Annotated in this window: 15 protein-coding genes; 5 read left to right on the top strand and 10 right to left on the bottom strand. The window is 55.4% G+C overall.

Features of this window, described 5'->3' with window-relative positions; genetic code table 11:
• Nucleotides 1–69 precede the first annotated feature (69 nt).
• Entirely contained in the window at nucleotides 70–2106 is a 2037-nt protein-coding gene (locus tag AC2TDJ_RS00295) for a B12-binding domain-containing radical SAM protein (protein WP_480838088.1), read from the bottom strand.
• A 389-nt stretch (nucleotides 2107–2495) separates the two neighbouring features.
• Between AC2TDJ_RS00295 and AC2TDJ_RS00290 the strand changes: the two genes are divergently transcribed.
• Nucleotides 2496–3467, top strand: a complete 972-nt coding sequence (locus AC2TDJ_RS00290; RefSeq protein WP_480838086.1) for a glycosyltransferase — start codon at nucleotides 2496–2498, stop codon at nucleotides 3465–3467.
• The gene (locus tag AC2TDJ_RS00285; RefSeq protein WP_480838084.1) at nucleotides 3464–5509 is read left to right on the top strand and encodes a hypothetical protein; all 2046 of its coding nucleotides are present in this window, start codon (nucleotides 3464–3466) and stop codon (nucleotides 5507–5509) included. Before AC2TDJ_RS00290 ends, AC2TDJ_RS00285 begins: the two co-directional genes overlap by 4 nt.
• Before the next feature lie 3 nt (nucleotides 5510–5512).
• Here AC2TDJ_RS00285 and AC2TDJ_RS00280 read toward each other — a convergent pair whose 3' ends face one another.
• Genes AC2TDJ_RS00280 through rfbF form a run of 5 tightly spaced genes read right to left on the bottom strand, consistent with a single transcriptional unit; the run spans nucleotide 5513 to nucleotide 9894 of the window.
• On the bottom strand, nucleotides 5513–5917 hold the full coding sequence (locus AC2TDJ_RS00280; protein WP_480838082.1) for a GtrA family protein: 405 nt from the start codon (nucleotides 5915–5917) through the stop codon (nucleotides 5513–5515).
• On the bottom strand, nucleotides 5914–6804 hold the full coding sequence (locus tag AC2TDJ_RS00275) for an NAD-dependent epimerase/dehydratase family protein (protein ID WP_480838080.1): 891 nt from the start codon (nucleotides 6802–6804) through the stop codon (nucleotides 5914–5916). Before AC2TDJ_RS00275 ends, AC2TDJ_RS00280 begins: the two co-directional genes overlap by 4 nt.
• Complete coding sequence (locus tag AC2TDJ_RS00270; RefSeq protein ID WP_480838078.1) at nucleotides 6804–8045, bottom strand: methyltransferase domain-containing protein; 1242 nt, start codon at nucleotides 8043–8045, stop codon at nucleotides 6804–6806. The genes AC2TDJ_RS00275 and AC2TDJ_RS00270 overlap by 1 nt, the downstream gene beginning before the upstream one ends.
• Nucleotides 8045–9139, bottom strand: a complete 1095-nt coding sequence (gene rfbG, locus AC2TDJ_RS00265) for a CDP-glucose 4,6-dehydratase (protein WP_480838076.1) — start codon at nucleotides 9137–9139, stop codon at nucleotides 8045–8047. Before rfbG ends, AC2TDJ_RS00270 begins: the two co-directional genes overlap by 1 nt.
• A complete protein-coding gene (rfbF, locus tag AC2TDJ_RS00260) occupies nucleotides 9121–9894 on the bottom strand; it encodes a glucose-1-phosphate cytidylyltransferase (protein WP_480838074.1) in 774 nt (257 codons plus the stop codon). The genes rfbG and rfbF overlap by 19 nt, the downstream gene beginning before the upstream one ends.
• A gap of 677 nt (nucleotides 9895–10571) precedes the next feature.
• Between rfbF and AC2TDJ_RS00255 the strand changes: the two genes are divergently transcribed.
• Nucleotides 10572–12053 (top strand): NAD(P)/FAD-dependent oxidoreductase, encoded by a 1482-nt coding sequence (locus tag AC2TDJ_RS00255; RefSeq protein ID WP_480838072.1) that lies wholly within the window; start codon nucleotides 10572–10574, stop codon nucleotides 12051–12053.
• Nucleotides 12054–12076: 23 nt separating this feature from the next.
• Here AC2TDJ_RS00255 and AC2TDJ_RS00250 read toward each other — a convergent pair whose 3' ends face one another.
• From AC2TDJ_RS00250 to AC2TDJ_RS00235, 4 genes are read right to left on the bottom strand one after another with little or no spacing between them, the layout of a single operon-like run.
• Nucleotides 12077–13018: a sulfotransferase family protein gene (locus tag AC2TDJ_RS00250; protein WP_480838070.1), complete on the bottom strand. Its 942-nt coding sequence runs from the start codon at nucleotides 13016–13018 to the stop codon at nucleotides 12077–12079.
• A complete protein-coding gene (locus AC2TDJ_RS00245) occupies nucleotides 13002–13991 on the bottom strand; it encodes a glycosyltransferase family 2 protein (protein WP_480838068.1) in 990 nt (329 codons plus the stop codon). Before AC2TDJ_RS00245 ends, AC2TDJ_RS00250 begins: the two co-directional genes overlap by 17 nt.
• 32 nt (nucleotides 13992–14023) lie before the next feature.
• Complete coding sequence (locus tag AC2TDJ_RS00240; protein ID WP_480838066.1) at nucleotides 14024–15517, bottom strand: hypothetical protein; 1494 nt, start codon at nucleotides 15515–15517, stop codon at nucleotides 14024–14026.
• On the bottom strand, nucleotides 15514–16518 hold the full coding sequence (locus AC2TDJ_RS00235) for a UDP-glucuronic acid decarboxylase family protein (protein WP_480838064.1): 1005 nt from the start codon (nucleotides 16516–16518) through the stop codon (nucleotides 15514–15516). The genes AC2TDJ_RS00240 and AC2TDJ_RS00235 overlap by 4 nt, the downstream gene beginning before the upstream one ends.
• A 670-nt stretch (nucleotides 16519–17188) precedes the next feature.
• Between AC2TDJ_RS00235 and AC2TDJ_RS00230 the strand changes: the two genes are divergently transcribed.
• Both AC2TDJ_RS00230 and AC2TDJ_RS00225 read left to right on the top strand, forming a co-directional pair.
• Nucleotides 17189–17713 (top strand): VPLPA-CTERM sorting domain-containing protein, encoded by a 525-nt coding sequence (locus AC2TDJ_RS00230; protein WP_480838062.1) that lies wholly within the window; start codon nucleotides 17189–17191, stop codon nucleotides 17711–17713.
• A gap of 253 nt (nucleotides 17714–17966) precedes the next feature.
• Entirely contained in the window at nucleotides 17967–19655 is a 1689-nt protein-coding gene (locus AC2TDJ_RS00225; protein ID WP_480838060.1) for a hypothetical protein, read from the top strand.
• Nucleotides 19656–19659 lie beyond the last annotated feature (4 nt).

Genomic DNA, 19659 nt, shown 5'->3' with positions numbered 1-19659 from the left:
AGTCAAGATTCAGCGCGAAATACCGCCTGTCAAGCAGACAAAGTGATCAGCTCTGGTGTTGTCGTTGGACTATTCGGCGGCGTGGCTCTGACTGGTGATATCGAGCTTGCGGCGGAAGTCATTCGCAAACATCGTCCGCGTAAATCGCCCCAGCCCCGAGGCGTGCTCGCCGAAGGTTTCTATCCTGGACAGCAACGTCGACTTGACACGGGTATCGACCTGAGTCTGAAACTCCCGAGGGGCGTCGAACCTGTAGTCGCTCAGCGAACCCGAGTAGTCATCAGCACGCCACGCTTCGACGTCGAATTGCGAAACCCAAACCGGCTCGCGCTCCAGATTGTCGGCGAAGGGCACATGCAACATGACTGCATCATAATAACCGATGATCGAATCCAGCATGGCCTGAGCGTTTTGATTCTCTGCGCCCAGAAGGTCAGAAATGGCGCGTTTCAGGAAATCGAGGGCTTCGCTCAGGACGATGAAACGACCGATCATCGAATACTTGCTGAGCAGATTGCCACCCAGCTCGCCGCTGATCAGATCGTCATAATTTACCTTGGCCCATTCCACGCAATCGGCGCGGGTTTCAAACAGTTCGGCCTGGTTCTCATCAAGGTATCCGGCGACCGCATCGCGCAGTTCCTGTGGGGCTTCATCCAGGATGTCCTGCATGTACTTGACGACCTGGAACGGTCGAATCCCATGCGCCCTGGCCAACTGGAACGCTTCGTCGAAATTGTCCTCGTAGTAGAAAATTGTCAGCAACAAATGGAAAACCCGCGTATCCAGATAGTCCTGGAACGAGAATTGTTCTGATTCCACAACCATCTCTTCGGTCTCAACCACGGTGTCACCGGTATATTTGCCCAGGCAACGCGCAACGACGCGGTGGCGGGTTTTGAAACCGAATTTCTCGCGGCTGTCCGGATTGGCCAGCGGTGCGCCGTGCAGCAGCATCAACTGGTGCGCCGCGACACGACTGACGCCTGTCTCAATCAGCTTGTCGACTGCGTCCATAAACGATTCCTTGGTCTCGCCCGGCATACACAGAATAAGTTCGCCGTAAGACTGCATGCCTTTGGAGTGCAGTTCCTGCTGCACCTCGGCATAAGTATCCAGGCTGATATTGTCGCGCTTGATGTTTTTTAGAACAACCGGGTTGAGCGATTGTACCGACGAGGTCATCGGCAGTCGGCCCTTGGCCTTGCGCATCACCTTGATGATCCGGTCGCCGCGGTTCTTGCCGGTCGTGGTGCGGATATACTTCGGCCAGTCGTATTCTTCCATCAGATGGCCCAGATAATCGGCCACTTCTTCGTCCTGTACATACATGCCGAAATTGTCGTCGGCAAAACACAATGGGCTGGCATGGTTGATACGCGCCACGATGTAATCGAGATCTGCTTTGGTGCGCTCGAAGGAATGGCGGAACACCTTGGAGTTCGACTTGACCGCCGAGTTGCAGAACGCGCAGGTAAACGGGCAGCCGCGGGCCAGCTGCATCAGTGCGAATAGGCCGGTGTCAAAGAACTTGTCCATATGCCCGGCCAGATACGGCGATGGGATTTCATCCAGATCCCGTATCCGGGGTACCTCGCCGCCGCGCAGGATTTCACCCGTTTTGGGATGCACGAAAAGCGCACCATCGATGGCCTCGTCCCACATGCCCTCGCGTGCCGAGCCCACATCGATGAAGCGTTGCAATGTGTTCAGAAAGGCTCGTTCCCCTTCATATGTCGGACCCCGGACATGCATGTCGATCTGCGGCATTGTGCGGATCCAGCTATCCTGTTCGTCCTCGGTCAGCGGAAAGTTTGGGCCACCCATCAGCGTCAGCGCATTCGGGTTGGCCGACTTTGCGTAGTCGGCAAAGGACAAAGCCAGGTGATGGTTCCAGGAATAGCTGGAAAACCCGATTACGTCAGGCGAGGCGGCGTCGATTGCGGCCTTCAACTCCTGCGGGTCGCGGAAGATTTCGACATGTACAGGTGACTTGGATTTGGCATAGGCCTTGGCATATGTAGCCAGATTGCCAACGCCCAGCGGATAGGTGTCCGATGTGGCTGTCACAAGGTTATGGCCCAAATCGGCTAGGTAAATACGCATCAAAAAACCCTTATGTCGCAAAACTATTTACCGGATACGGTCTGACTTAGGTAGACGGCAGAGAGGCTATTGCACGAACCCGTACCCTGTCCAGTTTATCAAACCACATCTTATTTGCCTGCACAAAATTAAGAGCTTTCCGATTTCGTTGGCGCGTACAGCGGTGCTGTCACGTTAACAATTGTACCGAAACAGCAACACTGTTCGAATACAGTAGCCATCCGGAATGCGTGTTTTTGACCGAATACTACGCAAATGCAGCACCTGGCCGCCAAAGCAGCGACCGGGATCATGCTAGTGCTTCCGCGAATGCGGCATTTCCGCTACATTGCTTTCGACTGCCAGAGTTTTCTTTGCGAGTACCCAACGTTTCCCTTCCAGATTGTGCCATGAAAAAAATTTCCGTCGTATCGCCATGCTACAATGAAGAAGACAATGTCGCCGTCTGCTACGAGACGGTGAAGGCTCTCTTCGAAAAAGAACTGCCCAATTACAGTTACGAACACATCTTCATCGACAACGCGTCCAGCGATGACACGGTCGGTGTTTTGCGCGGAATGGCGGAAAACGACCCGAACGTGAAAGTCGTCGTCAATGCGCGCAATTTCGGCGTGTTCCGCTCGACCTTTAACGGGCTTCGCTATGCCGAGGGTGACGCGATCGTTGTTCTGTTACCCGTGGATCTTCAGGATCCGCCCGAAATGATCCCCGAATTCGTTAAGCTTTGGGAAAACGGATATGATGTGGTCGCAGGCGCGCGCAATACGCGTGAAGAAGGGTTTTTCTTCCGTACCGCACGGAAGCTTTTCTATCGCACCATAAATCGGCTGTCTGATGTCGAAATGGAGCCGAACGTAGGAGAGTTTCAGCTGGTCGACCGGCGGGTACTGGATGCTGTGCTCGCCCATAATGACCACTATCCGTATATTCGTGGGATTATCGCGTCCTGCGGGTTTCGTCGGGTCATCGTCCCCTACACATGGCGTGCTCGCAAACGTGGGCTGTCAAAACACAATATGGGGGCACTCGCGGATCAGGCCCTGAACGCCATCTTTGCCTTCACTCGGGCCCCAATGCGCTTTTGCACCATCAGCGGTTTGGTGATTGCGATTGCTTGCATCCTGTTCTCGATCTTTTCGGTGATCGCCTATTTCATAGCCCCCGATCAGGCGCCACGCGGAACCATGACGATTATCGTTTCGTTGTTTTTCCTGTCGGGTGTGCAGCTTTTGTTCATAGGTATGCTCGGAGAGTACATTACCTCGATTCACAATCAGGTGCGCGGTGGCCCTATCGTGATCGAGCAGGAAAAAATCAACATCGAGTCTCCTACCGCCGCCGAGGCCAAAACCACAGCATGAGCGGTACGTTTTTCTTCCGCCTCGTTGCCCCTATCCTCGTGTTCGCAGTGTTTTCCGGAACGGCTGCGGATGCGGCAAGCACAATGCAAACCAACGCGACACAAGGCGAGATGCTTGTCTGGATGGGGATCGTAACCGGCGTTGGCGTGTTGCTTCTCATTGCATTCGCCCTGCGCGGCTACGGGCTTTTCGCGGGGCTTGCCGCAGTGTTTCTGCTCGGAAGCGCCGCACGGTTATGGATGACTCAGCCGCTTTGGTTTCCCAAGCTGGATCTTGCTACCGACATCGGAACATTGGCGATGCTGGGAATTCTGGCTGCGCAGACGCTGCTGACCGGATACGTGCTGGTAACCCGATGGCCTGCTCAGGCGATGAATGGCTTCCGCGAGTTTGGGTATGGCCGTGTGTTGATCCTGCTTGTCCTGGTCGCAGTGTTTTCCGTCTCACCAACCCCGTATATCGCCTATGGGCATTACATTCCCCATGCCCTGCAGATCATTGCCGGTGGAATGATATCCACCGTGCAGCTTGCTACGTTGCTTGCGATGTTCTTTGTCGCGGGGCCATTGCAATGCCCGCGTCTGTCACCCGCTGGGCTTGCGGTCTTCGCCTTTGTTGCAAGCGCCCTTCTGGCCTGGTTTGCCTTTGACCGGATGCCGCATATCCAGGACGAAGTTGCGTATCTGTTTCAGGCCAAAACACTCGCAGGCGGAGCGCTGACCGTACCGGCCCCTCCGCCCGAGGCACAGGCCGCACTGGAATACTACCTGCTTGATATACGCGGCGACCGCTGGCTTTCCGTTACCGCTCCGGGTTGGCCGGGGATTTTGAGCCTTGGGATCTTGGCCGGACTGCCCTGGCTGGTAAACCCCGCCTTGACCGGGGCGTCGGTCTGGCTGGCGCATCGGATCGTCCGCCAGACAGTTGGAACGGAACGCGCTGACCTGGTCGCGCTTTTGATGGCAACCTCGCCCTGGGTTCTGGCCATCGGCGCTTCGATGATGACACACGCAGCGGCGCTGTTTCTGGCGTTGTTGGGGTGGTGGATTCTGTTGCAGCCAGTTGCTCCAAAATCCGCGCGAGGAATTCTTCTGGCGCTATCCGCCGGGCTTGCAATGGGATGGTTGTTCACTACACGTCCATTGGAAGGGATCATGATCGGCGGCCTCACCGGGCTTTGGCTGCTGTTTGATTTCCGGCACAACTTTTTTCGCATCGCTGCTTACGGATTAGGTTGTTTTCTGACCGGGTCCGCCTTTTTCCTGTTCAACTACGCAACCACGGGTGATCTGTTGTTGACGCCCCAGGCTGACTACATCAACCGGCTCTGGCCGGGAGCGGGGAATACATTCGGGTTCGGGCCAGATATCGGCCCACCTTCCGGACATTGGCTGGCGCTGGACATCTGGGCCGGGCACAGCCCGGCCGAAGGGTTGCTGAACACACTCAATGGGCTTGCGTCGATGAATTTCGAGCTTCTGGGCTGGACCTTTGGCTCCTTAACCGCCCTATGGGCGGCTTTGCTTTGGTTCCGGCGATTGACCGGATTCGACAAAGCCATGCTTGCCCTGATGCTTGCTGTCGTGGGGGTCATGTTCTTTTACTGGTTTACGGGCACGTTCTTTGTCGGGCCGCGATACTGGTATGTTGCGCTTCTGCCCTTCCTCACACTGTCGGCGGCCGGCATTCTGGAGGTCCGCGGTCGGCTGTCCGAAACCGGGCAAAAGCGGCTTTCAGTCGTGGTTCTGCTGTTATGCGGAGTGGCTTTGGCTGCCTTTACGTCTTGGCGCGGGGTCGCCAAATACCACGACTACCTTGCCTACACATCCGAAATCCGAGACCTGGAACGTCGCGAGACTCTGACGAATGCATTGGTTATCATATCCACATCGGAAGATATTGGTCTGGCATTCTATCGGCTTGATCCGTTCCTGTCCCCGGATCGTCCGATCTATGTCCACGATTTGGGGCCAGATGCCAACAAAGCGACAATCGCGGCTTTTCCCGGGCGTGATGTGGTTTACGTCACCCTCGACAATTAAGGCTCAACCCGTGCCCGCTGACCAGGGAAAGCGGCCCGTCAGCACTCGCCCGATCACGACAAAGGCCAGCACGGCGACGGGCAGTACCAACAATCCCTGTGCCACCATCGCAGGTAGCCCGGTGAGCAGCAGCGCCTGAAGACCCAGAGCGTTTATGGCGTACAAGCCAAGATAGGCGAGCACATAGACCGGCAACCGCGACAGGCCGCTGGTGCCAAAAACGAGGCGCGCGTGGGTGATGTAATTCCAAAGGACGCCCCCCGAGAATGCCCATGCCAACGCATGTTGAGGCGAAAGACCCACCACAAGAAAAATGGCGAACAACAGATAACCGATGCCGGTGTTCAAAACCCCAACGGCGACAAAGCGAAGGAACGCCCATTTCGGATCCGAGGATTTCGCGTTCATCCTTTTCCCTCCGCCGCGAGGACGGCAGCTATTCCTGAACTGACATCGTGCTGCGGCCGGAACCCGATATGCCTTTGTAACTTCTTGATGTTTGCCACCAGACGATCTGGGTCGGTTTCGGCCCGGGGTATCGCGCCCATACGCACCAGTTCGGGGCGCTTCAATTGGCTTGCAACTTCATTGATCAACATGCGCACTGCAATGGCGTTACCACTGGCGACGTTAACCGGACCGGTCAGATCGGACGTCACCAGCAATGTCAGTGCTTGGGCCACGTCATCCACGTGCAGAAAGTCGCGCTCTTGCTTGCCGTCCGTACAATCCACGGTTTTGCCCAGGCTCAAATTGCGGATCAGATCACCCAGCAGCCGTCCGGTAGGTTCATTGGGTCCATACAAGAAGAAAATCCGCGCCCAGGCGATTGACAGGCCAAGGCTGGATGCTGAGGCGCAAAGCGCCAACCCGGTGCCGGCCTTGGCCGCACCATAGAGCGTGCGCGGACGCAAGGCCGTGGTTTCGGCCAGTTCGGGGATCGACCAGTCGTATTCAGCACAACTTCCCGCGCAAACCGCACGTTGCCCGCCATTCCGGGCAAACTCCCGTACCAGATGAATCGTGGCTGCCATCCAGTCGAGATTTGCCGGCGACACCCATCGCTTCTTTGGATCATCAAGCCAGGCAAGATGGACGAGGTGCGTCGCACCCGCGTCTTTAATTGTGGCTGATACGTCCGCCGGGTTAAGCAGATCACAGAATACAACGCGATGGGCATCATCCACTTTGCCTTCGCGCGTGAGGGCGATCACCTCATGCCCGGCCTCACCCAGGGTTTCTAACATGGCGCGCCCAATCAAACCGGTTGCACCAGTCAGAAGAACGCGCGCCATCAATCCACCCTGACTTCTGGAACCACGGTCACAAAACTTGTGCCGTTGGCTTGAAGGTCAGACAGTTGGCCAACCACCTCATCCCGAATGTTCCAGGGAAGGATCAGCACGTAATCCGGCGGCTCCAGTTTCAGAGATTCCACGGGATGTACGGGAATGCGACTGCCCGGTAACAGGGTGTTTTGTTTGGCCGGGTTGCGATCGACGCAATAGGAAATCAAATCCGGGCCGACTGAGGCATAGTTCAGCAGTGTGTTTCCCTTGGCTGCGGCACCGTAGGCGGCAACAGTCTTCCCGTCGGTTTTCGCGGTTTTAAGGAAGTTGAGAAGACCGTCGCGCACCTGTTCAACGCGGGCCGTGAAGTTCAAATACCCATCCGGCCGGTCAAGCTGTGCGGCGGCCTCGTCGGCACGAACCTTGGCCAAACCTGACCCTTCCACGTGACCGGCCCCTTCCAGGCAGGCAAACACCCGAAGCGAACCGCCATGCGTTGGCAGCTCTTCCACGTCAAAGACCCGCAGACCGGCTTTGGCAAAGATTTTTTCCACTGCCAAAAGGGAAAGGTATGAGTAATGCTCATGATAGATCGTGTCGAACTGGACCTGTTTGATAAGGTTCAGAAGATGCGGAAACTCGACCGTGTAAACCGCGTCTCCTTGAAGCAGCGTCGCGACACCATCAACAAAATCGTTGATGTCCGGCACGTGTGCCAGAACATTGGCCGAGGCGATCAGGTCGGGGTGCTTCCCTTCCTGAACAAGCTGTTCCGCCAGAGATTTGCCAAAAAACTCCACCAGGGTTGGTACTTTCTTTTCCTCGGCGACCTTTGCCACATTTGCGGAAGGCTCGATCCCAAGAACGGGAACGCCCTGTTGCACAAAATACTGCAGCAGATAACCGTCGTTCGAGGCAATTTCGACCACCAGGCTATCCGACCCAAGATCAAAACGGCGCATCATGTCCTGCGTATAGGCTTTGCAGTGGGTCAGCCAGCTGTCCGAAAAAGACGAGAAATATGCGTAGTCCTGCGAGAAAATGTCTTCCGGGGGAACGGCATCGTCGACCTGTGCCAGCCAACAATTCGTGCAAACTCTGGTGTGCAGGGGATAGGCCGGATCGGGAGTGCTGGCATTTTCAGGCGCAACATACGAATTGGCCAAAGGAGACAGCCCCAAATCCACAAGTGTCAGTTCCAGCGCGGCATCGCAATGACGGCAGCGTGGTTGTGGCGTTTCGATCATCATCGTTCCTGACTCAGTGTTTCATACGCAGCAATCTGCGCGCGACACAGCTCGGCAACGGACCGGCCCTGTGCCCAATCCGCATACCAGTTTGCGGTCATTGTCACGGTTTCCTCGAAGCTCATGACCGGACGCCAGCCCAGTTCAGCGCGCGCCTGGGATACATCCAGCCTCAGCATGCTGGCTTCGTGCAAGGTCGCCGACTTTGGATCAATCTCAATACGGCCCTGTCCAAGAGCGTGCACCAAAGCGTTGGCCACGTCCAAAACAGGGCGTTCGTCGTCACGGTGCGGCCCGAAGTTCCAGCCACGAGCGAAATCACCGCTGTTGTGATCCAGGGCCTGTGCCAACATCAGGTAACCCCGAAGGGGTTCCAGAACGTGCTGCCAGGGGCGAATGGCGTGGGGATTGCGCAACCGGACGCAGCCGGTTTCACCCAGGCATCCGCGCACGATATCCGGAACCAGCCTGTCCTCGGCCCAATCCCCGCCTCCGATCACATTACCCGCACGAGCCGTCGCAATCCGGGCCGGGTGCGCGTCAGTGGCATGTTTAGAATAATAGCTGCGACGCATCGCGGCGGCCGCAATCTCGGTCGCTCCTTTTGAGGCGGAATACGGATCATGCCCGCCCATCGGATCGGTTTCCCGATAGCCCCAGATCTGTTCTACGTTCTCGTATGCCTTGTCGGAAGTGGCCACGACAACCGCCTTCAAGTTCCTGGCTGTGCGGAGTGCATCCAGCAGCTGGACCGTGCCCAGCACATTGCTGGCGAACGTTTCAACCGGTTGCCTGTATGATCGCCGCACCAGCGATTGTGCCGCTAAATGGAACACAAACTCCGGATCGGTCTCGGCAATTGCCTTATCCAGCTTGTCGCGATCATTGAGGTCACCCGTAACCGACGATACATCTTTCAGTTCCAGCATGGACCACAGGTTTGGTTCGCCTTCAGGCGACAAGGCATATCCGGTTACCTTCGCACCAGCCGCCGATAACCACGTCGACAGCCACGCGCCCTTAAAGCCGGTATGTCCGGTGACAAGTACCCGACGTCCAGAGAAATAGGCCGCAGTCATTCCCAGATCTTCCACGGAGCCTCTCCGCTGGACCAGTATTGCTCAAGCTCATGGCGCTCGCGGATCGTGTCCATGGGTTGCCAGAAGCCTTTATGTTCGTAAGCCATCAGCTCGCCGTCACGGGCAAGGCCCGTTAGGGGTTCCTTTTCCCAGGCCATTGTGTCGCTTCCCAAGTACTTTTTCACTTGCGGTGAAAGCACAAAGAAACCCCCATTGATCAAACCGCCGTCGCCCATGGGCTTCTCGGCAAAACTACTGACCTGATTGCCGGATGTTTCCAGCTGCCCAAAGCGCCGTGCCGGTGGAACGGCCGTTACTGTCGCAAGCTTTCCATGGCTTTTATGAAAGGCGATGCATGCACCGATATCAACATCACCGACGCCGTCACCATATGTCAGGCAGAACGCTTCTTCATCCTGCAACATCGGCAAAACGCGACCAAGCCTCCCGCCGGTTTGGCTGTGTTCACCCGTGTCGACCAATGTAACGCGCCAAGGTTCGGATTTGCTGTTGGCAATTTCCAGACTGCCATTCGCCAAATCGACCGTCACGTCTGAGCTGTGAAGAAAGAAATTGGCGAAGTACTCCTTGATCACATAGCCTTTGTATCCAAGGCAGACGATGAAATCGGTGACACCATGGGCAGCATAAATCTTCATGATGTGCCAAATGATCGGCTTTCCGCCGATCTCTACCATGGGCTTGGGTATCCTGACGGTTTCCTCGCTCAGCCGGGTTCCTAAGCCACCGGCCAGAATAACGCATTTCATCAAATTGCTCCCTCGCTAACAACGAGACTAATCACAAACACAGCGGCCCTTCAAACAGGCCGATACGACCACGTCCATTCAATTCGCAGGGATCAGTAGGATGGCAGCGTGTAATCCATGTCAAGATTCACAACACATGGCTTGGCTTCGCATGCCATCCCGGTTTCGGGCTATTCAGGATACAGACATAATAGCCCAAAAAGAGTGCAATTGTTTCACCATATTGAGAGCTGTCACCAAAGCGTCATTGTCGATTTTTTACAAATCCTGCGAAGGCGCTGATTGTGATTGGGAAATGCGAAGCCCGACAGCTGGCTCGGGTTGTTCTTGCAATGGCAGATTATTTGAAATGCCTAAATCGAAGTTTTCTTGCGTGGTTTACTATACCTATTAAATCAATCGCTTATATCCCCTTAGGTTCATGATCAACGAGCCCTCGTTGCTTTTGAGTTCGAGTAGGATTCACAGGTCAACTTGCCGTTCAAGGCGCACCAGACCCCGATCAAGGGTCGCCGAAAACAGCTGCTTCATAGGATGTGCCAACAGGTCGTCGGGATCATTTGAAGGAATACCAGCCTCGACGCTGCCGCAGTTTTGTCGGTACGGTAGTTTTGGTTGAGAATCTATAGCGACCTCTTGTAGCCTGAGAGCAGCGTATTGGTATGGGTGTTAGTGATTTGAAAAAAGATTTTGTTCCAGTCGTCGTCATCGGAGGCGGCCCAGCTGGCCTGACTGCCGCTTATGAACTTCAGAAGCTGAGCGACACGCATATTCCGAAGGTCTATGAGGCCTCGGACATGGTTGGCGGGATTTCGCGAACCGAAACCCACAATGGATACCGTTTCGATATTGGCGGGCATCGGTTCTTCACCAAGGTGCGCGAAGTCGAAGACATGTGGCATGAAGTGATGGGTGACGATTTCATCACCGTGCAGCGCCTCAGCCGAATTTTCTATCGCGGGAAGTATTACGATTACCCGCTGCGGATCTTCAACGCGCTTGGGAATATTGGCCCATACGAAACCTACAAAATCGTGGGCAGTTTTATCAAATGGAAGCTCCGGCCCAAGCCGCAGGAAGACACGTTTGAAGAGTGGGTGATCAACCGCTTTGGCGGGCGTCTATATATGCATTTCTTCCGCAGCTACACCCAAAAGGTCTGGGGTATTCCGCCATCAGAAATTCGGGCCGACTGGGCTGCGCAGCGGATCAAGAACCTGTCGCTGCCAAAGGCGGTCTGGAACGCAATCTCGGGCGCCAACGACACGGCCAGCCTGATTGAGGAGTTCCAGTATCCCCGTTTGGGTCCCGGTATGATGTGGGAAAAGACTCGCGACCTGATCCAGGAAAAAGGCGGGACCGTTGAAACCCATTCAGAAGTCGTGAAGGTCAACCGCGACGGAAACCGCGTGACGTCGATTGATGTTCGCCACTGGGATGAAAACGGAGAAAGGACCACCGAACGGGTCGAAGGTGAAGAGTTTATCAACTCGATGGCCGTGCGCGACCTGATTCACGCGTTTGATCCGCCGCCGCCGCCCGAGGTTATCGAGGCTGCGGACCGGCTGAGATACCGTGATTTTCTGATCGTGACGCTGGTGCTCGACCATCCAGACCCGTTCCCGGACAACTGGATTTACATTCACAGTCCGAAAGTGAAAGTTGGCCGTATTCAGAATTTCCGGGCCTGGTCCAAAGAGATGTTGCCAGATCAGGAGACTGCATCGATCGGGATGGAGTATTTCTGTCAAAAAGGTGATGGGCTTTGGTCGTCCTCGGATGAAGAACTCAGGCAGCTTGCCAGTGAGGAACTGGAGAAACTGAACCTGGCCAAATCGACGGATGTCGTCGACTTTGCCGTGATCCGTCAGCCGAAAGCCTATCCGGTTTATGACAGCGAATACAAAGACGCGCTGGATACTGTCAGCGACTGGCTGAAGACGCTCGAAAACTTCCAGACCGTGGGACGCAACGGCCTGCATCGGTACAACAACCAGGACCACTCGATGTTGTCGGCGATGTTCGCGGCGCGCAATATCATGGGCGAAGAAAACGATGTGTGGGATGTGAACGTCGAGCGGTCGTATCACGAAGAGTTCGAGGTCAAACCGGAAAAGAAAAGGATCCTTGGCCGCAGGACAAACAGAATAGCGCAGTGATGCCGCAAGTGCAGGTCTGAGTGTCAGGTTTTCCAGGCGCTCAGATCTTGATCCAACAAGCGTTCAAGATCCTCGATTTCTGGCATCAGCCTTTCTTGCAGTATGTCTCGGGCACGCGCAGGCATTTGTACGCCACGTTTGAGATTGAATTCTGACAGACGGTCCCGAATTCTCCGCCGGGTCTCCAGCGGCATGACGCGGGCAATCAACCCGGTTACGGGATTTGGTTTCATAAGAAAATCCTGAAATACACGGCTACGCGGAACGCCGCCCGCATTCGCACGTGTCGACATATCCGGAACAAAGCTGGCATCTGCCCCGATGAAGCGGGTAATGTCTTCGATGATTTTCTGCGGATCGGCCTGAAACTCGTCATAAGTGCGGATCAGAAACTGATCGCGATCAAACTGGCGGAAATAACGGGACAATTGCTGCGCATATAATGGGTATTTTGAATAACCGAACAGGGGTTGCCAGCCGGCTGCAAGCCTTTCGTCCTCTGCCATTAGTGCTGTGGTAAAATCCTCCAACGGCTCGATCCGCTGCTTTACTGCGTAAAGATAGTGCGACAGGGCTTGGTCAATCGGATTGCGAAGTATGGCCACCATGCGCACATTTGGCACGTGGGCGTGAATCCTTTCCGGCGCGTCGGGGGAATAAAGATAAAGTGGCGACGCCTCTCCACGTATTTGTCCCGCGGGAACATCGGCAAACAACGCGCGATATTCATCGATGTTCGTGATCGAGTTGTTGACGTAATCTGCACCGGGTCCGGAATACGTCATCGCCTCGCCTTCGAACGCAAAGAAGTTCGGCTCTTTTGCCGTTGGCATGAATATGGACGGGTTCTGGCGCAAATAATTGTAAAGCGCAGTCGTTCCGGCGCGCGCTGCCCCTAGAATCAAGAAATCCGGCAGCCCTCCGGCAGCCGTCACCCTGGGTTCGGAGTCAACTGCGTGTGACATGGAGTTTCTGCTTTTGCCCCAGGACGTGATACTCGAACAGGCACCACACATATATTGCGGCTGAGTAAACGTAGTAGACCTGATGGTAGAGCAGGCACTTGAACGAAAACCAAGGCCCGCCATGCCCGGACATTGTTCGCGCCAAATCCAAATTGGCAACAAAGGCCGCCATTAGCAGAATTAGGGGCAGGGGCCATGATCCCGGCCAGAATGGCAGTGCAAGAATGGACAGCAGTAGCAACCCGGCAATTCCGGCCCTGACACGTTCGGCCATCGAAGTGTTCAGATCATCCGTCAATCCCTCACGCGAAATCATCAGACGTGCCCAGGGCAGTGCGCGGCAATGGATGTCCGTGGTCAAGCTGTTGCGGATTGTCCAAACTTTCAGATGTTTTCCCTGCAACTGAGGCTCGACCAGGATCCGACGGCCGGTTTCGGCAATACGGTATCCCAGCTCGATATCCTCGATCGAGGGGACCTCATACGTTTTGACATCGAACCCGCCGACCTCGTTGAACACATCCCGCCGGATCGCACCACAACCAGCCCAGAAGGTGCGCGCTTCACGCCGGGCCCGCTGATGATGGTAGCGATGAAGCAGGTTCTTGTATCGCGAAAACCAGGCCTGCCCGTCCGGGGCATCGTCGTAGGAGCCAAAAACGGCCCCGACATTGTCCTCGGACATGGCCCGGCGAATATGTTCCGGCCCATCAGGCCACGCGATGACATCTGAATCGACGAACCATAAGACGTCGCCCTTGGCTTGCTTGGCTGCAAGATTTCGCGCGGCCCCCGGCCCTCCATTCACCGGAGTGGTCAGGACCGTTGCGCCCATTTCCCGCGCAAGGGCGGCGGTATCATCCGGAGATTGATCGTCGACAACCAGGACTTCCTGCACCTGATCTGTGTTCAGCATGTCAATCAGGGGCGGCAAAACCCGAGGCAACAAATGTTCAGCCTTGTATGCAGGCATGACCACACTGATGGAAAGTGGATGATCTGAAGTCACGGTGTTTCTCCGGCGGCATTTTGCGGCGGTCCCGACCACCTGACAAGGAATAGAAAGGCCGCCGAAAACGGCAGCAACCACATGACGCGCGCGCCGTATCGGTCGGCGGGTTGGGACACGCCACCACAAACCAGTGCGTTGACCGCAATCCCGATCAAGATGAACAGAACGAAAAGCTTGATGTTCGGCGCCACGCTGCCTGGTCGCAGCAACATGAACACAATGAAGGCAAATGAAGCGGCATAAATCACGCTGTGCAGGGTGTCGACAGGATCGATCCAGGCCCGGTCCCGAGACAATTGCCCTGCTTGAATCAAATAATGCTGGCTATCTTCGAGACGAGCGAGGTCGCGCGCACTGTCCAATGCTGCATCAGTCGGTATCGTCATGTAAATGCTGTCGCGCAGGACTTGCCGGTAAGCGTTGTTTGCCAGCGCCAATGATGTGGCGACAGGTCGGGAGAGGAAAACGTCTTTCGCAAAATCTCTTTGCGTCAGGGCGATCTGTTTCTGTTCCTCGGCCGATAACAGGCGGAACGAACCCAGACGTTGCGAGCGTTCAAATATGATATGAGACGCCGTCATCCTGTAAGGATCATCCGACCAGGACAGCGCCTCGTGCAAGGCGCAGGTCGGGACTTCTGTGTTCGGGCAGATTTCGTTCAGGTAGTCCAATCCCGGGCCGTCGACGATGAGTCGGGCGGTAATATGGGGCGTATATACGACTTCTTTGTTGGTTTTGGTTTCAACCGTAATCTGAAACGCCTTTCGCTCGGCAACGGACAGGGCAAGAACCGCGATCATAAGAACCGTTGCGCGCCAACGCCCACGCATCCTGCTAAACAATGCGGCAAGGATGACAAAGGGTATCATCAACCCGGCAATCGCCAGATGCGACGGATGCAGCAGTGTGCAGACCAGCGCCAGACCGGACATCAGCAAAAGTTCCCAAATCCGCATTGTTCGGCCAAAGGCCGTAAGCGCTGCGATCATGATCAACATGACCGGTGCGAAAATGTCCGGCATCATATACGCAATATAGAATGGCAGTGATGTGCTGGCCGCGACCAGCAGGGGAACCGTGGTCAGAACCGTTGTGTTCGGAGCCACGTTCAAAGACCGGCTGGCTGTTTTCGCCAGCAGCCATGCCGTCAGCAACACAACAAACATGTGCAGGATCGGAACCGCGTTGAGAGCGTTGGCACGAAGAAACGTAGCCATGATGAGTCCGTAAATCAGTGATCGGGACCCGGTCGCGGTATTGTCGTCATCTGCGGTGTACGCTCCGCCCGGCGTGCCGCCTTCGGTCACCGGTGGAAAAATGCTGTTCAGGGCGACGCTGCCCTGTCGGATATAGCTGCCGGTATCAAAATAATATAGTGGTCCGCCATTGATCAGCAGCACTGACAAACAGGCAATAACCGCCGCGAGCACCAGTACAATCGCTCTGGCGCTCAATAGTCGTTTATCAGAGCGAACCGTTACGGTCATATCCGTTCGTCTGCCTTCTCCGCCGCCAATGCGGTCCGCTGGAAGTATGCGATCGTCGCCTTCAACCCGTCTTCCAAAGGCACTTTAGGCGCCCAACCCAGCTGGTCGCGGGCGCGGGTGATATCCGGTTGGCGCTGAATAGGGTCGTCCTGCGGCAACGGGCGCTGAACCAGTTCGGATTTCGACCCGGTCAGACGGATAACGGCCTCTGCCAGCTCTCGGATGCTCAGTTCCACCGGGTTGCCCAGATTTATCGGTCCGGTCACATCCTCGGGTGAATCCATCAGCTTGATCAGACCGTCGATCAAATCGGAAACAAAACAGAAGGACCGGGTTTGACTGCCGTCGCCATAAATGGTGATGGGTTCGTCGTTCAGGGCCTGCATGATGAAGTTCGAGACCACGCGCCCGTCATCGGGGTGCATATTCGGGCCATACGTATTGAATATCCGTGCGACCTTGATCGGCAGATTGTGCTGCCGGAGATAGTCAAAGAACAAGGTCTCGGCGCATCGCTTGCCCTCGTCATAGCACGAGCGCGGTCCGATGGGATTGACGTGGCCGACATAATCCTCGGTTTGCGGATGGATCTGCGGGTCGCCGTAAACTTCGGACGTTGAGGCCTGCAGAATTCGCGCGCCGACGCGTTTGGCCAGCCCAAGCATGTTGATCGCGCCATGCACAGCCGTTTTGGTCGTCTGCACCGGGTCATGCTGGTAATGGAAGGGCGAGGCGGGACAAGCCAGATTGTATATCTCGTCAACCTCTACATAGAGAGGGAAAGTCACATCGTGCCGCATCACCTCGAAACAGGGATTGCCCAGAAGATGGCGCAAGTTTCCCCGACGCCCCGTAAAGAAGTTATCGACGCATAAAACCTCGTGCCCCCGCTCCAGCAAGGCGGCGCAAAGATGCGAGCCCAAAAAGCCCGCGCCTCCGGTTACCAGCACACGCTTGGCGTTCAGGTTTATGTTGTTGGGATCAAAATCGGACGCGTTCATAGGCGCTCTCTTCTGTTACATGCCAAAGTGCAGGCGCCCACTTTGGCTGAATAAAACAATCAGGCACTACAAACGGTTTAAGAACATATTCCGGCTGCAAAATGAGCGCCTGTAATAAGTACGTACGGGTTCGTTGAAGTTATACGAAGATTTTTAAGCGACGAAGAGTAAATTTTACAAGTGCCGGGATTTTGTGAACTTTCACAGGTCTTTCGCTTATAGCGGCGCGATCCGACAGGTCTGGCAACGACAATTGCCTGGTAATCTCGGGATTGTTCCGTCTGTTGGCATGTATCACCAACAAAATGGTGTTTGGAACCTGCTCGCCCCTGCAAAGTGAGCAGCACATCTGTTATCTGTACGGAAAGATGGCTGGCTCCTGATGGCGTGCTTTTGGATGCGCAATGAGGCCGTAGAGTGAGGTCGTGTCGAACTTTCTGGAGATTCGCTTTTTCGCCACATTCTACGCGGAACTGTTGTCGCTCCAGAAACAAACGGAGGTTTAGTGTAAGATTTTTCGGCAAATCAACCTATGCGAACACAAAAAAACCATATTTTTCAAAAAAATCCTCGCGTGCTGGAAAAATAATGTGTTAACTCAAATGGAAGATTGAGTACTGCACCCTGTGATTAAAGCAGGTGCATCCTGACAGTGTAACGAGGGTGGAACATGTTTAAAGCATTAAAGATGATGGCCATTGCCGCAACGGCGGCCCTATTTTTCTCCGGGTCCGCTAACGCAATTACAGTAGTAGTTGACGGTGGCAGCTATGACATCAAATCCGACAACTTCTTCACGGGTACTGTGTCGACCAATGGCGGTCCGGGCATGTACTCGGTGAACTTCACGACTTCCGTTGACCCGTTGAGAGGCGTTGCGAATGCGTCTGTTACGGCGAATATTCTGGGGACATTCACCGGTCTGACTATGAGCTGGGTGGACGCCGCGACCAACACGCTGGTGAACTCAATTTCATTGGTGGCGGGTATCACAACGCTCGACACGATCTTCACCGCGGCCAACACCAACGGTCAGGACCTTGTCTTTACATGGTCGGATTCGCAGTCGGCGAATGGTGGTCCGATCCAGTTTGATTTCGACGTGGCTGCTGTGCCGCTTCCGGCCGGTGGTCTGCTGCTTCTGACCGCGTTGGGTGGTCTGGGTATCGTGCGCCGTCGTCGCAAAGCAGCTTAAAAACATTCGGCCAAGCAAAAACTGGCTTGGCTGGCTTCTATCTTCGGAAGGCCGCGCTTGAAGGCGCGGCTTTTTCGATTTTTGGTGGACGGGTAGTCAGGTTGTGTGTTCGAAAAGCACCTAAACCCATTGTTGGCAACTCGGTTGATGGCTTCGCTTTGAAACCAGTATTCTTGAATAATCGAATTCATACGGCGGGATCGCTCATTGCATTGAGGCCCGGTCTCGAAATCAGCCGGGAGAGAATGGCGTGGTGAGCAGGATTTGGATCGGGCTGATAGCGTTGATCGCCCTGGGCCTTGCCATATTTGCATTTGGAGCGATCGGGACGCCAAGGGGACATTCCTACGGTTTCAACATGAGCTGGACCGTGGCTTTAACGGACGCCCTAGGACCCGGCTCGATTTACCCACGGTTTCTTCCCGCACTTTGGGATGGCGTCGGTGGGTTCGATTTCTTCTTTTACGCTCCGCTTCCCTTCTATGTGGCTGCCGGACCGGTCCAATGGCTTTGTCCGGATTGCAGCCCGCAGGTTCTGTTTGGTCTGTCCGGTGGGATTCTGTGCTGGTTGTCCGGCGTGACATTCTGGGTTTTCGGTCGTCAGTTCCTGCCACCGGCGGCCGCCCTGTTTGCGTCGTTTGTCTGGGCGCTGGCGCCCTACCATTTGGGCATAGACTGGATGGTCCGGCAATCAGCGGGTGAGTTCGCGGCATACGTCTTTGTACCCCTGGTCTGCCATGGCGTTCTTGTTGCCTTGAAAGACCGCCGTCCGGCATGGTCATTGCCGATTGGGTTAGCTGGTCTTGGCCTAAGCCATCTGCCGACGCTCCTTCTGGTGGCACATGTGCTGGTGGTTGTTGTCGGTGCATGGCTGTTGATCTATCGCACCCATATCATTCGATCGCTTGCGATCCTCGTCGTTTTGGGAGGGGCCGGTGTAGCTTTGTCCGCTTTCTATTGGTTGCCCGCTGTTGTGCTCATAGGTGATGTTTCACCTGAGGGGTTGTACACGCAGGAACTGATCCCCGAAAATTGGTACCTGTTTGGATTCGACACCCTTCCCAACAACAAATTCAGAATAGCCTTGTTGGTGTGTCAGGAAGCCGCGTGTGTCCTGGCCGGCTTGGCAGCCATTGTCTCCAAAGGCGAAGCAAGGAAGCGGTTGATCGTCTGGGCGCTGATGCCTGCTGTTCTTGTTCTTTTGCTGAACGGTTCGTTCTCTCGGGTGATTTGGGACAGTTGGGTGATTGCGAAAGTCCAGTTCCCATTTCGGCTGACGATCATGTCGGATCTAGCGCTCGCGCTCGCGTCAGGAGCGGTGCTAAACGCCGTTCTGCATGGCCACAGTAAAAGGTGGCACGTCTTGTTTGGCGCGGGGTGTCTGGTTCTCTCTTTTGCCATTGTAGGTTTGCTGGTGCCGGACCGGATCGCAGAAGGTATAGCCTCGCGAGGACAGCCGGTGGTGATGAGGGGTGCGCCAGAATATCTGCCGCCAGCAGTGTTTGAACCCCTGGCTGTGAAAATAGAAGCCGCCGACGCTCCGATCTGGGACTTGCCGCAACATCTTTTGGATTTCGTGGCGACGATCAAAACCCCCGGCTCCGGCTTCACGGAACCAACTGCCGAGGGGCCGCGCCAGTGGCTGATACCTCAAAATCAGGGACAACCGCAGGAGTTGGTGCGGGTCGCGTTGATGTATTGGTCCCATATGAAGGCCATGACTGCTGATGGCACTCACGTTCCATTGTCCTGGGACCCAAACAACGGATTCCTGACATTTGAACCGGTTGAGGCTGATGTCAGAATCCTGTTGCCTTTGCACTGGAGCGAAAAGGTCGGCCTTGGCCTTACGGGATTGGGTTTGATAGTCGCGCTGCTCTTTGGTTTGTGGATGCGTTCCGAGGAACGCCGGACATCCGTCTTGGATGCGCCGACCGGGTGACATT

It is taken from the genome of Ruegeria sp. HKCCD6647-2, assembly GCF_057221075.1.
The sequence above is the reverse complement of the archived record's forward strand: the minus strand, read 5'-3'. Positions and strand labels throughout refer to the sequence as shown.

What these genes read in the sequence shown, in the direction of transcription:
- AC2TDJ_RS00295 (WP_480838088.1), bottom strand. Translation starts at nt 2,106, where the DNA reads ATGCGTATTTACCTAGCCGATTTGGGCCATAACCTTGTGACAGCCACA.
- AC2TDJ_RS00290 (WP_480838086.1), top strand. Translation starts at nt 2,496, where the DNA reads ATGAAAAAAATTTCCGTCGTATCGCCATGCTACAATGAAGAAGACAAT.
- AC2TDJ_RS00285 (WP_480838084.1), top strand. Translation starts at nt 3,464, where the DNA reads ATGAGCGGTACGTTTTTCTTCCGCCTCGTTGCCCCTATCCTCGTGTTC.
- AC2TDJ_RS00280 (WP_480838082.1), bottom strand. Translation starts at nt 5,917, where the DNA reads ATGAACGCGAAATCCTCGGATCCGAAATGGGCGTTCCTTCGCTTTGTC.
- AC2TDJ_RS00275 (WP_480838080.1), bottom strand. Translation starts at nt 6,804, where the DNA reads ATGGCGCGCGTTCTTCTGACTGGTGCAACCGGTTTGATTGGGCGCGCC.
- AC2TDJ_RS00270 (WP_480838078.1), bottom strand. Translation starts at nt 8,045, where the DNA reads ATGATCGAAACGCCACAACCACGCTGCCGTCATTGCGATGCCGCGCTG.
- rfbF (WP_480838074.1), bottom strand. Translation starts at nt 9,894, where the DNA reads ATGAAATGCGTTATTCTGGCCGGTGGCTTAGGAACCCGGCTGAGCGAG.
- AC2TDJ_RS00250 (WP_480838070.1), bottom strand. Translation starts at nt 13,018, where the DNA reads ATGTCACACGCAGTTGACTCCGAACCCAGGGTGACGGCTGCCGGAGGG.
- AC2TDJ_RS00245 (WP_480838068.1), bottom strand. Translation starts at nt 13,991, where the DNA reads ATGCCTGCATACAAGGCTGAACATTTGTTGCCTCGGGTTTTGCCGCCC.
- AC2TDJ_RS00240 (WP_480838066.1), bottom strand. Translation starts at nt 15,517, where the DNA reads ATGACCGTAACGGTTCGCTCTGATAAACGACTATTGAGCGCCAGAGCG.
- AC2TDJ_RS00235 (WP_480838064.1), bottom strand. Translation starts at nt 16,518, where the DNA reads ATGAACGCGTCCGATTTTGATCCCAACAACATAAACCTGAACGCCAAG.
- AC2TDJ_RS00230 (WP_480838062.1), top strand. Translation starts at nt 17,189, where the DNA reads ATGTTTAAAGCATTAAAGATGATGGCCATTGCCGCAACGGCGGCCCTA.